A 12336-nucleotide genomic window follows, 5' to 3' on the forward strand; every position below is an offset into this window, starting at 1 on the left:
CACTCCGTCCATGATGATCACCAAGCCGGCATGGACCGGGGCCGTCGTCGCTCTCGCCGGCCATGGTGTCGCTGTCGGCGTCACGATGGTCGCGGCTGTCAACGCCGGCGGTGGCCCGAACGCCGACCTGGACACCGGCGAGAAGGCCGGTGTGCTCGTCATCGTCGCGACGACGTACGGGATCGCCCAGATCGTCCTGCTGGGCGTCTGCATCGCCCTGCGATGGCGCCTCGGGCCGCTGTCCTCATGGGGCCTTGTTCTTGGTTGGCTGCTGGGACTGGCCGTCAGCGTCCTCTACATGTGCGGAGGTTTCAGCACCTGACATCCCCGCCTTTCAGGACACGGTCAAGGGCCGACCGGCCGGCGGGTCCCCACTTCGGCTTGCCGCCGGGCAGGCCACGGTCCCCGTTCTGACCCATCAGCATCAGGAACAGGCTCTTCAGGGCGGCCAGCCCGCGCGCCCGCCGGACCGTCGCCTCGTCCACCCGGCCGTAGCTGTCGAAGAACCGCGAGACGCTTCCCTCGGGCAGCAGCAGCCAGGCAGCCCCGAGGTCCCAGGCCGGATCGCCGGCGAAGAGCGCGCCGAAGTCGACGACGCCCGCCAGCGTGCCGTCGGCGACGACGACGTTCGCCGGATGCAGGTCTCCGTGCACCCACACCCGTGGACCCGGCCACTCGGGGGTCGCCGCCGCGTCGTCCCACACGGCCCGGATGTCGTCCTCGGCAAAACCGAAGGCGTCGAGGTCCACGGCCGCCAGGAAATGCTCGAACCCGCCCCTGGAATCCTTGGGATGGGTGCCGAAGTCCGAGGCACCCGGCGCGTCGGCGGGCGGCTCCACGTGCAGCGCTCTGAGGAAGGCCGCCAACGTGTCGGCCGCGTGGTCGCCGCGGACGATCGTCCCCTCGTCCAGGGACGTGCCGTCGACCCAGGTCATGACCGTCCACATCTTGGGGAAGCGCTCGGACGGCGTTCCGTGGCGCACCGGAGCCGGGATCGGCAGCGGCAGGCGCGGGCCCAGCACCGGCAGCCAACGCCGCTCCTTGAGCTGCGGATCGGGGCTCGTGTCCATCCGCTGCATCCGGACGACCAGGTCGTCCCCGAGGCGCCACATCTGGTTCCCCCAGCCGCTCGCCACCTCGCGGATGGGACGGTCGGCCAGGTCCGGGTGCTGCTCGCGCAACAGGTCGCGGACCAGATCTTCGCTGACCTCAATCTCGGACTCGATCACGGGAAGTCACGGTACTTGGGCCTCGCGACCCCGCCGGCGTGAGGCAAACGGTCGGTCACCGCTCTCACTTCGACTGAACAGACGGAGGCGTCCGTTAACGTCCGCGGTATCGGTCCGGCGCGGTGTCGGTCCGGTGCACTGCACGACGAGAGGAAGCACGTGAAGGCTGCCGCCATCCAGGCGTTCGGAAGCCCGCACGGCCTGGCGGTCGTCGACCTGCCGGAGCCCAGCCCCGCCGAGGGCCAGGTGGTGATCAGCACCGAAGCGATCGGCGTCGGCGGTGTGGACACCCTGATCCGGAGCGGCGCGCTCACCGCGTACGGTTTCACCGAAGGTCACATCCTCGGCGGCGAAATCGCGGGCACCGTGGCCGCGACCGGCGACGGCGTCGACCCGGCGTGGGTCGGCCGGCGGGTGTGGGCGTTCACCGGCGTCGGCGGCGGCTACGCCGAGCAGGCGGTCGCCCCGGCGGCGACGCTGATTCCCCTCCCGGCGAACTTGTCGGCCGTCGGCGCGGTGACGGTCGGTAGCTCCGCCGCGGTGGCCCACTTCGGCCTGCGCCACGCGCACTTCGCCGCCGGCGAGTCGGTGCTGGTGCGCGGCGCGGCCGGCGGCATCGGCATCATGACGGTCCAGCTCGCCGTCCGCGGCGGTGCCGGTGCGGTGGCGGTCACGACATCGTCGCCCGAGCGCGGTGACCGCCTGCGCAAGCTCGGCGCCACCCACGTGCTGGACCGCGCCGGTGCGGGAACGCCGGGCGACCCCGCCGGCTACGACGTCATCATCGACATCGTCGCCGGCCCGGCCCTGCCGTCGTTCTTCGCCCGGCTCAATCCGAACGGCCGCATGGTGCTGGTCGGCGCGGTCGCCGGCGACCCGCCGGCGGACTTCGGCATGAAGATGGTCGGTGCGTTCCAGAAATCGATGTCGTTCGCGACCTTCAGCGCCAACACGGTGCCCGAGCCCGACCGGTACGCCGTGACGGCCGACCTGCTCGACGCGGCTGGCCGAGGGGAGTACGAGGCGGTCGTGCACGAGGTGCTGCCCCTGGACCAAGCCGTGCTGGCCCACCAGAAGCTCGATGCCGGCGACGTGTTCGGCAGAATCGTCCTCACGCCGGGGAGCTAGCCGGCTCAAGGACACTACCTCCGGCTGCCGGTTCGGTCGGTGACCTCGAGGAGGTCGCCGGGCTGGCAGTCGAGGGCGTCGCAGAGGGCGGTCAGTGTGCTGAAGCGGATCGCCTTGGCCCGGCCGTTCTTGAGGATCGACAGGTTGGCCAGGGTCAGGCCCACCCGGTCGGCGAGCTCGGTGAGGGTCAGGCCCTTGCGGGCGAGCAGGGCGTCGAGGTGCAGGACGACGCGGTGTTGTTCCTCGGGTGGCATCAGATGACCGTGTCGAGCTCGGCGCGCAGGCCCCGGCCGTACCCGATGATCTGGGCGAACGCCAGCAGCAGGAGGCCGAGCATCAGCCACCAGACGCTGAGGGTGTAGTCGACCATCACCATCCGCTCGCCGGGCGGCACCACGGTGGCCGCCAGCAGATAGGCGGCGATGCTGCGGACGATCTCGGAGGCGGCGCCGGCGATCAGGACGACCACGCCGAGGCGGCGCAGGCCGGTTGCGGTGGCCTGGGTGAACGGCTGCGTGGCGGTGATGCGGTCGATGAGGCGCAGGGCGTACCAGATGATCGGCATTGTGCCGACCGCCAGCGGGAGTGGACCGGCGAGCAGGTCGAGCACGGTCTGGTAGGCGGTCGGGTCCTGGATCGACACGCTCACGGCCTGGATGCGCAGCTCGGTGGAGGGCTGCCCGACGGGCAGCGCCTTCGGCAGCACGTCGAAGCGGCGGGTGGCCGGGCCGTCGAGCTGCAGGACCTGGCCGAGAATGGCCACGATGTCGGTCAGTATCAGCACCCAGAGGAAGCTGCGGATGCGAGCGAAGGGGCGGTGGCGCTCGACCATGACCCATCTCCTTATCGATAATCGATGTATTGACAATCGATATCATCCGCTGGTCTGTCAAGGGGGAGTCCGGCCGGCGCCGGCGTTGATGACGGCTCGGCGGTCCATGACTACCGTGACGTGGTGGACAAGATCCTTCGAGCCGCCGGGCTCGAAAACCATCGGGCGCAACAGGTACGCATCCACGACGAGACGGTGATCGTGGTCCGCCCGGCCGGCGACGCCCAGCAGTTGTTGCGCTCCGCCCGCGCCGCCCTCCCGGATCACAATCCCGTACTGGCTTTCGAGAGCGACGCGGTCCTGGATCCCGACTTCCATCACGACAGCAGCCCGAGCGACCTGATCGCCTGGGCCCGGACCGCCGACGTCGATGCCGAACTGGGGCGCCTGCACAGTTTCTCCCACCCTGAGCAAGAGTTGCTGGGCACCGGCGACGAGGGCTACTACCTCGACGGCTACGACGTGACCGGGTACGGAGATCCGGAACTGCTGGTCATCCTGCCCCGTCCGGCGCCGTGGACCGCCTTCGCCTACCTGAATCCGTACGGCAGGTGGGGCACTCCGGGCGACCTGCTGCTTGCCGCGGCCCGTCGGTGGCACGAGCGGTACGGCGCGGCCCCGACCACGATCGGGCTGGCCAACGGCTTCACGGTGCCGCAGCCCCCGACGGAGCTGGCGGATGCCGAGCGGCTGGCGCTCGAACACGTGGCGATAGCGGGGCTGACTGCGCGGACCACGGTGCGGGCCTATGCCCGGGCCCTCCGCGAGCTGAACCAATGGTGCCTCTACAACCGTCCGTGACTCTAGATAGAGGCTGCCCAATGCGATCGCCGCACCGGCCCTCCGAACCATTGGCGGCAAGGCCAGGGGAGCGACGCCGGGTCAGTTCGGGAAGTCCTGGGTCTTGGCGAACGAATGCAGGTTGAGCTCCGCCAGAGCCATGTGCACCTTCACGTTCACCGGAAGCCCCTGCTTGGCTTTCCGCCACCGCGGCTTGTCCGAAGCCCAGGATCGCAGGAATTGGACGCAGTCGATCGGCTCGATCCTCTGTAGCGCCGCCGCTGCCGCGTCCAGCGACGCCCGCACTTTTGTCCCCTCCGCCGTGCCGGTCACCCCGTCGCGGAGTTTCGCGATGAAGTGGGCCCGGTCAGCGAGGAACGACGTCCAGTAATCGAGGCTCTCGTCGATCTCCTGGCTGACGTGCAGGCTCGCGTAAACACCTTCGGCGATGCAGTCGCCGAACTCCTGGAACCACGCGCGGTCGGCCTCGGCGAAGGGGTCGTAGGCCGCCTGTGTCGCCATACCGAGGCGGCCGACTTTGCGGGCACTGACCGCGTCCGCGATGAACAGCCAGTCCTCGTTGTAGATGTCCGGAAAGAACTGGTCCAACTCGTCGATGTGAACGGCGAGCGCACCACCACCGATGAAGGTTGACTGTTCGTTGCCCGCCTCACGGGAGGCATGACACACCACGGAGTTATCCGGAAAATTCTTGATCTCCAGACCGACAGCGTGGAACTCCGAGAGCCAGGCAGCGGCGGCCCGCGCGTGGAAGTCGTGGATGATCTCGATGTCATCGTCGTGATACAGCACCCGGCGCCAGGTGCCGGTCATATGGGCGACGAGCAGGCCCACGTTCCGCTTGAGGCTGCTGTTGTGGTACTTCTCGCCGTGCGGCAGATGACTGATGGCCCGGCTGCTCTCCAGCACCAGTGGCAACTCGGCGTCGCGGAAGTCGACCGCGATGGCCTCTGCCCGGGATGCCATCGCTGCGTCGACTACCTCACCCGGATGGGAGGCTCCACTGCAGAGCACGAGTGCCGGACAGTCGAGGACGTTCGCCAGCCTCAAGGCCGGCCCCAATGACTCGACCCGCCGCGCGGACGGCACGATGATCGCGTCAATCGTCGACTGGCGGGATGTGTCGAGTTCGCGCAGGAGCTGGTCGTGGGACGGTTGGTGGTGGACCATCGTCCGCCTGCCGGCGGGAGGCGGACGTTCCGTCATTCACGCCTCCGGCCATTCATGCAGGAGACTCTCGGGCGAGTTCCAGTCAGGAACCCTGATGCCGCCGGCGATGATCTGAACATAACAGAGAATACTCGAAACATTACTTTCCGCGAATCTCGTCGCAAGGTAGCCCGCATTCCGGTCACGCAGCCGCACATCGGTAAGTGCACGAACCATCCCATAGACCCCCAGAGCATACGATGCATTGAAGATGGTCAGTGACCGCTTGGTGTTGTAGGGGTTGGGGGCCTGGAGGAAGTGGCCGATGTCGGTGAACTCGTCTTCCTCCTCCAGTGTGGGCGTCAAGATTTCGGAGGAGGGTCCCTCGCCGAGCTGGAACCCGCCAGGGTCCGCGTCCGTGGCCCGGGAGAGCTGTCGGAGCGGGACACCGACGCGCCGGTACATCCGGCTGACCAGCCCGTTCCAGTCCACGCCGCCGAGCAGTACCAGGTGGCCGGACCGATCGTCGTCGACGAGCTTCTCCGGAACCCGAATGCTCACCTGGTTGTCCGGGTTGACCGCCCGGATGTGACCGAACAGCTCGATCAAGGAATCGAGGTCGGCGTACTGGTAGGACTCCACGTAGTCCGGGTCGATCGGGGTGATCTGCGTCGGCCACCGATCGGCGGGCAGCTGCGCCGAGACGATGGTGATGTCTTCGCCGGGCGGGAATCGCAACGGCGCCGTGCCTGCCGACGACCGGAGTTGGTTGACCAGGTGGCTACTTCCGGCCTGCCCGAGTGCCGCAGCGCGCATTCCGAGGAGTTCGTTCTCCAATGCCTCGAGCCGGGCCAGGTCTTGCGCACTCAACTCTTGGTCGGTGAGGAGCCTGGGATGGCCGTCCTCGAGTGAGCGAGGAGTGGCGAAGAAACGGGCGTATCCCTGAAGTCGCTCCGCGGGCGGTGTCGTCGGTGCGTCGATCCGTTCCCAGGAAGAGATCAGCTGGCCCGTGGCACCCAACGCCGTGGCCAGCCCCCGCTGGGTCACCCGCGTGCCGAAGAGGCCGCTCTCCCGCAGTTCACGGAGCCGGCGAGCAAGGGCGTCTGCGTCCACCTCCGCCATTCGGTGCCTTTCAAGGTCATGACGCACGATGGCATTCCGACAAAGGGCGCTGAACTATAGCTTCAGCTCATAGCTGAAGGCTACCTTCAGACTCAGCCTCGCAACAGACGGTATTCAGCGATTCCTGAAGTAGGGGAGACATGATGCTTCGGCCGGCGCTCTCCGCGCAACGAGCCCGCGGCGTATGCGAAGGTCTGAGAAGAGGCATGAACACAAACAGCGAGGTACCGCACCCGCGAATCTTTCCCGCTAACTCCATCGATTCAAGGCAGGAAGGAAGCCTCGACGATGCCCTCAAAGGTAGGGCTGATGAGCTCGTTCGTAAATCCGCTGACCAGCGGAAGCGCAGAAAACAACGACCTTACCGTTACCTTCGTCAACGCAACTCTGTTGACGTTGTGCGTGCTCCTCGGGTGGGCGACCATCGACCTGCTCCAGGGTCAGCGGCAGTGGAGGGTGACCCCCATCCAGCGCCGGATATTCCGAGCAATCATCGTGCTCACGACCGTCGCCGCCCTTGGAGTTGGCGCGTTCGCGATCCTTTGACCGGCGGCCGACACAAGTGAAGAGAATGCGCTCGCCCAGGGCCGACGTGCCTGGGCGGGGCGTCGTCCGTCTGTGAGGACCTGACTCGTGGAATTGGAAAGCCCTCTACCCTCTGCCCTCGCCTCGGTGATCTGTCCGCTCCTGCCGGAGCACATCCCGCTGATGTCCAAGACGCTGGGGCGTGGGCATGCGAAGTACTTCCGCAAGCACATGCCCTTGCAGAGGTCCAAACGAGGGATCGTATTGGTCGCTCTGCACCATGACAGGCCGGTAGGTGGGCTCTTCGTGCTTCGCGAGCCGGCCGACGAGCGCATCGTCCGGCAGGAGCTGCCCGGTGTGCCCATCCTGCACCAGCTATGGGTGAAGGAAGACATGCGCCGGCGGACCATCGGCACCCAACTGCTGAAGGCGGCTCACGAACAGCTCCGGGAGTTTGGGCACAGCCACGTCGCGCTCGGGGTGGACGTGCACAACAAGGACGCCATCCGGCTCTATGAACGGTTGGGCTATGAGCGGCTGGAGGGGCGGCGATGGGGGCAGCGGATGGTCGCCGGGAGATCGTTCCGCGAGCAGCCCGAGCGGCCGACCGCGTACGAGCTGATGGTGCTGGACCTGCAGAACAACGACCGCACCCGCTTCTGGGGGCCGCCCACGAGCTGGCGCAACTCGCAGCCGGTACGCGCTGCCTTTTCGGCACGCATTACCCAGCCTGCGCAGTAACGCGCTACCACCCCGGACACGACGAATACGCCTGCGGAAGTCGGAGGGCTTCCGCAGGCGTATCCACATCGGGGACGGGTCAGACGCGGACGCGCAGTGCCTCGAGGCTCAGGGACCGGCCGACGGTGCCGATCTCGACCTGTCCGCTGCGGCGCGAGCACTGCCAGTTCTGCCAGCCGATGTTCTGCACGTGGCCCTGGGCGCAGATGCCCGTACGGGTGCTCAGACGCAGCGCCTCGAGCCGCAGGGACTGGCCCTCGGTCCCGACGGTCACCGTGTCGTTGCGACCGGTGCAGCGGGTGCGCTGCCAGCCCTGGTTCTGCACGTGCGCCTGGGCGCACACCCCACCGGTACGGCGGGTCGAGACCGACAGCGCCTCGAGCCGCAGGGACTGGCCCACGGTGCCGGCCAGCGCGGGCCGGCGGTCGCTGGAACAACGCCAGCCCTGCCAGCCGATGTTCTGGACGTGCGCGTTGATGCACACGGCGTTGCGGTCACGCCGCATGAACATCTTGGCGGCCGGGCTCAGCGCCGGCGCCTTGACGACTGCCGCCGGAGCGGCCGGGCTCACCGGCGCCGCCGAAGCGGAACCGCCGAGGACGGGCAGAGAGATCGCGGAGACGGCCAGGCCGACCATCGCCGCCTTGCGGAGGAAGTTCGGAAACATTGCCATACCGAGAAGAGCCCGAACCCGGCCGCTCATGACGCGGTCCGAAGGCGATTTGTCGCCTTGTCACTCTTGCGGGCTATCACTTGTCGCCCGAACGGGGGCCGCGCTCACTGCACCCGGACCAGTCCCTGCTGATAGGCGACGACCACCAGCTGGGCACGATCACGCGCCCCGACTTTCATCATTGCCCGGTGGATGTGGGTCCGGACCGTCAGCGGGCTCACGACCAGCCGCTCGGCGATCTCCTGGTTGGACAGGCCGTGGGCGGCCAGCGCGGTGATCTCGCGTTCCCGGCCGGTCAGCGTCGCCAGCGAGCCCTGGGGCAGCTCGCCGACGCTGCCGGGACCGGACAGGAAGCGGTCGATGAGCGTGCGGGTCGCCGCCGGCGAGAGCAGGGCCTCCCCGCCGACCACGGTACGGATCCCGGCCAACAGTCCATCCGACGTGACGTCCTTGCCGAGGAACCCGCTGGCCCCGGCCTCGAGCGCGCGGGCCACGTACTCGTCGGTCTCGAACGTGGTGAGGATCAGCACGCGGGTGCCGGCCAGTTCGGGCGTGGCGCAGATGCGTCTGGTTGCGGCCAGTCCATCGACGACCGGCATCCGGATGTCCATCAGCACCAGGTCCGGCCGGTGCCGCCGGGCCAGCTCGACCGCTTCCTCGCCGTTCGCGGCCTCGGCCACGACTGTCATGTCGTCGCAGGAGTCGATCAGCATGCGGAACGTCGAGCGCAGCAACGCCTGGTCGTCGGCGAGGAGAATCTGGATCATCGGGATACCCGTTCTTCCTGCCAGGGGGCCAGTGGGATCGTGAGCGCGACCGCGTACCGGTCAAGGCCGTCCGGGCCCGCCCGGACCGACCCGCCCACCGCGAGGGCGCGCTGCCGCATGCCGATCAGCCCGTAGCCTCCGGTTCCGCCCGGACCGGGACCGGCCGAGGTGTTCACCACCCGGGCGCGGAACGTGTCCTCGTCGTAGGTCAGGGAGATCGTGACGACCGGGCTGACCGCGTGTTTGGTGACGTTGGTCAGGGCTTCCTGCACGATCCGGAACGCAGTCAGCTCGACCAGCGGCGGTAGGCGCCGCGGCGTCCCCTCGCTGATGACGCGGACGTCGATCCCGGCCGCCCGGCAGGCTTCGACCAGTTCCGGGAGCTGGTCGAAGCCGGGCGCCGGGATGGTGCCCGCTGCGGAGTCGTCGCCGGGGTCCCGGAGCAGCCCCACGGTCGCTTTGAGCTCCCGCAGAGCGGCCGAGGTGGAGCCGCTCAGCCCGGCGAGCAGCTCGCGTGCCTGCTCGGGACGCTTGGTCAGCAGGTGGGCCGCCGTCCCGGCCTGCGCGTTGGCGACGGCCAGGTGGTGCGCGACAACATCGTGCAGGTCCCGGGCGATGCGCAGGCGTTCCTCGCTCACCCGGCGGCGTACGTCGTCGTCCCGGCGGCGTTCCGCCTCCTCGGCGCGGGCCTCGACCATCTGCAGGTACGCATGGGTCATCCGGCCGGCGAACACCGCCGGAATCAGCCACAGGGCGACGCCGACGGTCCGCAGGAGCACGGACCCGCCAGTCGGGGTCGCGTCGGTCGTCACCCCACCGAGGATCACCGCGCTCACCGCGATCCCCGTCCACCAGGCGGCCGGCCTGGGGCCGAGCGGCACCGTCAGCCGGTACAGGCACCCGATCAGCGGGGCCAGCAGCAACGGTGTCGGCAGGTAGCCGGCCGCGCAGGCGGCGGCTTCGCAGCAGATCGCGACGGCGGTCGCCGCTCGAGGCCGGCGGGCGGCCGCGAACAGGGCGACGCTCGCGACCAGGCTGAGAATCGCACCGGGAAGCAGCTCGTCCGGCCGGAAGATGCCCTCGGTGCTGAGGCTGGCCCCGAGGACAGCGAAGATGAACGCGACCAGCGCGGCGAGCACGTTCATCGGGCCGACACTACCCGGGTGATCAACGCGCGCTCAGCGCGTGAGCCGGCTCGGGCTCAGGCTGCTCTTCGCTCAGCGACTCGCCTTCCACGTCGACGTGCGGCAGCACCCGGTCGAGCCGGCGCGGCAGCCACCAGGCGCGCTCACCGAGCAGTTGCAGGACGGCGGGCACCAGCGTCAGGCGAACCACGAACGCATCGAAGAAGACCGCGCACGCGAGCCCGAGGCCCACCATTTTGATCAGCGGTTCGTCGGCCGCCGCGAACCCGCCGAACACCGCGATCATGATCACCGCGGCCGCGACCACAACTTTCGAGCTCTGCTCGAAGCCGGTGACGATCGCATCGTGGGCCGGCCGGCCGTGCGCGTGGGCCTCGCGCATCCGCGACACCAGGAAGACCTCGTAGTCCATCGCCAGCCCGAACACGATGCCCACGAGCAGGATCGGCATCAGGCTCATGACCGGCCCGGTCTGCTCGACGCCGAGCACGCCGGCCGCCCAGCCCCACTGGAACACCGCGACGATCACCCCGAGCGCGGCGAACAGCGACAGCAGGAAACCGAGCGCCGCCTTGACGGGGACCCAGACCGACCGGAACACCACCAGCAGAAGCAGCACGGCAAGACCGATCACGATCGACACGTACGGCACGAGCGCCGACTGCGTCTTGCGTGCCATGTCGATGTCCAGGGCGGTGGTGCCGGTGATCTCGTAGCTCACGTTCCCTGCGGCCTCCACGCCCGGGCGTGCCGCCCGCAGCGTTTCCACCAGGGTCTCGGTGCGTGCGTCGGTCGGGCCGCTCGACGGTACGGCGGTCAGGATCGCCGTGTCGCCCTGCTGGTTGAAGCTCGCCTTGGACACCGACACCACGCCGCTGGTCGTCCTGATGCTGTCCGCCACGGTCGCCACCGCGGCTTCCGGATCCGCGGCACCACGCGCGTCGACCACCACCGTCAGCGGACCGTTGAACCCGGGACCGAACGCCGCGGCCCGCAGGTCGTACGCGCGCCGCTGGGTCTCCGTGACCGGCCGCGAGGCGTCCCCGGGGGTGCCGAGTTGCAGTGACAAGGCGGGAACGGCGATCGCGGTCAGCAGCGCGGCGCCGGCCAGCGTGATCGCGAGCGGACGGCGCAGCACCAGCCGCATCCAGGGACGCGCTACCGAGCGGCGAGTCGGGGTGGGGGCGCCGCCACGGCGGTGCGCTCGGGCGAGGACCCGGTTCGGGGCGAAGCCCAGCAACGCCGGGACCAGAGTCAGCGCCACCAGGACGGCCACCACCACCGCGCCGGCGGCGGCCAGACCCATCTTCGCCAGCGACGGGATTCCCACCACCGACAGGCCGGCGAGCGCGATCACCACGGTCATCCCGGCGAAGGCCACTGCGGAGCCGGCCGTTCCCACGGCGCGACCGGCCGCCCGCTCGGCGTCGTCCCCGCCGTGGTGCTCTTCCCGGTAGCGGGACACCACGAACATCGCGTAGTCGATGCCGACTGCCAGGCCCAGCATCAGGGCGAGCATCCCGCTGGTGATCGCCATCTCCAGTGGGCCGGCCACCGCCCAGACGCCGAGGAACGAGATCGCCACCCCGATGACCGCCGTGAGGAGCGGCAGACCCGCGGCCACCATCGAACCGAACGTCATCAGCAGCACGACAGCGGCGATCGCCACTCCGGCGAGCTCCATGGGACTCATCCGGGTGCCGGTCTTGAGAGCGGAGCCGGACATCTCCGCCGTCAACCCGGCAGCACGCGCTCGCCCCACCGCGTCGGTTAGCGCGATGCGCGACTCCTCGGTCACCTCGGACGACGGCACCCCGTACGACACCGACGCGAACCCGGTCGAACCGTCGGCGCTGATGCTCCCGCCGGTCGAGGGCCGTACGACCCGCGCCACCTGAGGACCACCCGAGATGGTCGCCAGCGCCGCGTCGATGGCCTTCGCGTTCTCCGCGGACGTCAACGCCTGACCCGGCGGAGCAACGAACACGAGGGTCGCCGACGCCCCGTCCGCGGCGGCGCCGGGGAAGCGCTCCGCGATGAGGTCGAACGCCTGTTGGGACTCGATTCCCGGCATCGTCGCCCGGGTGTTGACCGGGCCTTCCGACTTGACGGCGAGCAGGACCATCCCGCTGAGCGCGAGCAGCCACACCGCGACGACCAGCCACCGCCGGCGATAGGAAAAGCGACCAAGACGACTGAGCATGCCTGCCATGGGACGACACTC

General features: G+C 69.1%; 14 protein-coding genes. 5 read left to right on the plus strand and 9 right to left on the minus strand.

Going from position 1 to position 12336, the window contains the following annotated elements:
• The first annotated feature begins 10 nt into the window (after positions 1-10).
• Positions 11-322, plus strand: a complete 312-nt coding sequence (locus ACQP2Y_RS15115; RefSeq protein WP_433728506.1) for a hypothetical protein — start codon at positions 11-13, stop codon at positions 320-322.
• Here the strand turns inward: ACQP2Y_RS15115 and ACQP2Y_RS15120 are convergent.
• Positions 312-1229, minus strand: coding sequence for an aminoglycoside phosphotransferase family protein (locus tag ACQP2Y_RS15120; RefSeq protein WP_433728508.1), 918 nt, complete (start codon positions 1227-1229; stop codon positions 312-314). The two genes, ACQP2Y_RS15115 and ACQP2Y_RS15120, sit on opposite strands and share 11 nt — an antisense overlap.
• 159 nt (positions 1230-1388) lie before the next feature.
• Here ACQP2Y_RS15120 and ACQP2Y_RS15125 point away from each other — a divergent pair, with 159 nt between their 5' ends.
• Positions 1389-2357 carry a zinc-binding dehydrogenase gene (locus ACQP2Y_RS15125; RefSeq protein ID WP_433728510.1) on the plus strand — a complete coding sequence of 323 codons (969 nt, stop codon included), beginning with the start codon at positions 1389-1391 and terminating at the stop codon, positions 2355-2357.
• A gap of 14 nt (positions 2358-2371) precedes the next feature.
• Here ACQP2Y_RS15125 and ACQP2Y_RS15130 read toward each other — a convergent pair whose 3' ends face one another.
• Positions 2372-2611 carry a helix-turn-helix domain-containing protein gene (locus ACQP2Y_RS15130; RefSeq protein ID WP_433728512.1) on the minus strand — a complete coding sequence of 80 codons (240 nt, stop codon included), beginning with the start codon at positions 2609-2611 and terminating at the stop codon, positions 2372-2374.
• On the minus strand, positions 2611-3189 hold the full coding sequence (locus tag ACQP2Y_RS15135) for a DUF2975 domain-containing protein (RefSeq protein WP_433728514.1): 579 nt from the start codon (positions 3187-3189) through the stop codon (positions 2611-2613). Before ACQP2Y_RS15135 ends, ACQP2Y_RS15130 begins: the two co-directional genes overlap by 1 nt.
• A gap of 123 nt (positions 3190-3312) precedes the next feature.
• Here ACQP2Y_RS15135 and ACQP2Y_RS15140 point away from each other — a divergent pair, with 123 nt between their 5' ends.
• Positions 3313-3990, plus strand: coding sequence for a DUF4253 domain-containing protein (locus ACQP2Y_RS15140; RefSeq protein ID WP_433728516.1), 678 nt, complete (start codon positions 3313-3315; stop codon positions 3988-3990).
• Between the two features lie 81 nt (positions 3991-4071).
• On the opposite strand, the gene ACQP2Y_RS15145 is transcribed toward ACQP2Y_RS15140, so the two are convergent.
• The gene (locus ACQP2Y_RS15145) at positions 4072-5196 is read right to left on the minus strand and encodes a hypothetical protein (RefSeq protein ID WP_433728518.1); all 1125 of its coding nucleotides are present in this window, start codon (positions 5194-5196) and stop codon (positions 4072-4074) included.
• On the minus strand, positions 5197-6252 hold the full coding sequence (locus ACQP2Y_RS15150) for a helix-turn-helix domain-containing protein (RefSeq protein ID WP_433728521.1): 1056 nt from the start codon (positions 6250-6252) through the stop codon (positions 5197-5199).
• 318 nt (positions 6253-6570) lie between these two features.
• On the opposite strand from ACQP2Y_RS15150, the gene ACQP2Y_RS15155 reads away from it, so the two are divergent.
• Together ACQP2Y_RS15155 and ACQP2Y_RS15160 are read left to right on the plus strand one after the other, a co-directional pair.
• Positions 6571-6807: a hypothetical protein gene (locus tag ACQP2Y_RS15155; protein ID WP_433728524.1), complete on the plus strand. Its 237-nt coding sequence runs from the start codon at positions 6571-6573 to the stop codon at positions 6805-6807.
• 87 nt (positions 6808-6894) lie between these two features.
• A complete protein-coding gene (locus ACQP2Y_RS15160; RefSeq protein ID WP_433728526.1) occupies positions 6895-7527 on the plus strand; it encodes a GNAT family N-acetyltransferase in 633 nt (210 codons plus the stop codon).
• Positions 7528-7606: 79 nt separating this feature from the next.
• On the opposite strand, the gene ACQP2Y_RS15165 is transcribed toward ACQP2Y_RS15160, so the two are convergent.
• From ACQP2Y_RS15165 to ACQP2Y_RS15180, 4 genes are all read right to left on the minus strand, one after another.
• Positions 7607-8200 (minus strand): hypothetical protein, encoded by a 594-nt coding sequence (locus ACQP2Y_RS15165; protein ID WP_433728529.1) that lies wholly within the window; start codon positions 8198-8200, stop codon positions 7607-7609.
• Between the two features lie 104 nt (positions 8201-8304).
• On the minus strand, positions 8305-8967 hold the full coding sequence (locus tag ACQP2Y_RS15170) for a response regulator transcription factor (protein ID WP_433728531.1): 663 nt from the start codon (positions 8965-8967) through the stop codon (positions 8305-8307).
• Positions 8964-10112: a sensor histidine kinase gene (locus tag ACQP2Y_RS15175; RefSeq protein ID WP_433728534.1), complete on the minus strand. Its 1149-nt coding sequence runs from the start codon at positions 10110-10112 to the stop codon at positions 8964-8966. Before ACQP2Y_RS15175 ends, ACQP2Y_RS15170 begins: the two co-directional genes overlap by 4 nt.
• 22 nt (positions 10113-10134) lie before the next feature.
• Positions 10135-12315: an MMPL family transporter gene (locus ACQP2Y_RS15180; RefSeq protein WP_433728536.1), complete on the minus strand. Its 2181-nt coding sequence runs from the start codon at positions 12313-12315 to the stop codon at positions 10135-10137.
• Between the last annotated feature and the right edge of the window lie 21 nt (positions 12316-12336).

It is taken from the genome of Actinoplanes sp. CA-051413 (genome assembly GCF_050955795.1).
In the GTDB taxonomy this organism is placed as follows: domain Bacteria; phylum Actinomycetota; class Actinomycetes; order Mycobacteriales; family Micromonosporaceae; genus Actinoplanes.

Excerpts from the sequence above, each read along its gene's own strand:
- ACQP2Y_RS15115 (WP_433728506.1), top strand. The coding sequence starts at position 11 with ATGATGATCACCAAGCCGGCATGGACCGGGGCCGTCGTCGCTCTCGCC.
- ACQP2Y_RS15175 (WP_433728534.1), bottom strand. The coding sequence starts at position 10,112 with ATGAACGTGCTCGCCGCGCTGGTCGCGTTCATCTTCGCTGTCCTCGGG.
- ACQP2Y_RS15180 (WP_433728536.1), bottom strand. The coding sequence starts at position 12,315 with ATGCTCAGTCGTCTTGGTCGCTTTTCCTATCGCCGGCGGTGGCTGGTC.
- ACQP2Y_RS15145 (WP_433728518.1), bottom strand. The coding sequence starts at position 5,196 with ATGACGGAACGTCCGCCTCCCGCCGGCAGGCGGACGATGGTCCACCAC.
- ACQP2Y_RS15135 (WP_433728514.1), bottom strand. The coding sequence starts at position 3,189 with ATGGTCGAGCGCCACCGCCCCTTCGCTCGCATCCGCAGCTTCCTCTGG.
- ACQP2Y_RS15165 (WP_433728529.1), bottom strand. The coding sequence starts at position 8,200 with ATGGCAATGTTTCCGAACTTCCTCCGCAAGGCGGCGATGGTCGGCCTG.
- ACQP2Y_RS15155 (WP_433728524.1), top strand. The coding sequence starts at position 6,571 with ATGAGCTCGTTCGTAAATCCGCTGACCAGCGGAAGCGCAGAAAACAAC.
- ACQP2Y_RS15130 (WP_433728512.1), bottom strand. The coding sequence starts at position 2,611 with ATGCCACCCGAGGAACAACACCGCGTCGTCCTGCACCTCGACGCCCTG.
- ACQP2Y_RS15170 (WP_433728531.1), bottom strand. The coding sequence starts at position 8,967 with ATGATCCAGATTCTCCTCGCCGACGACCAGGCGTTGCTGCGCTCGACG.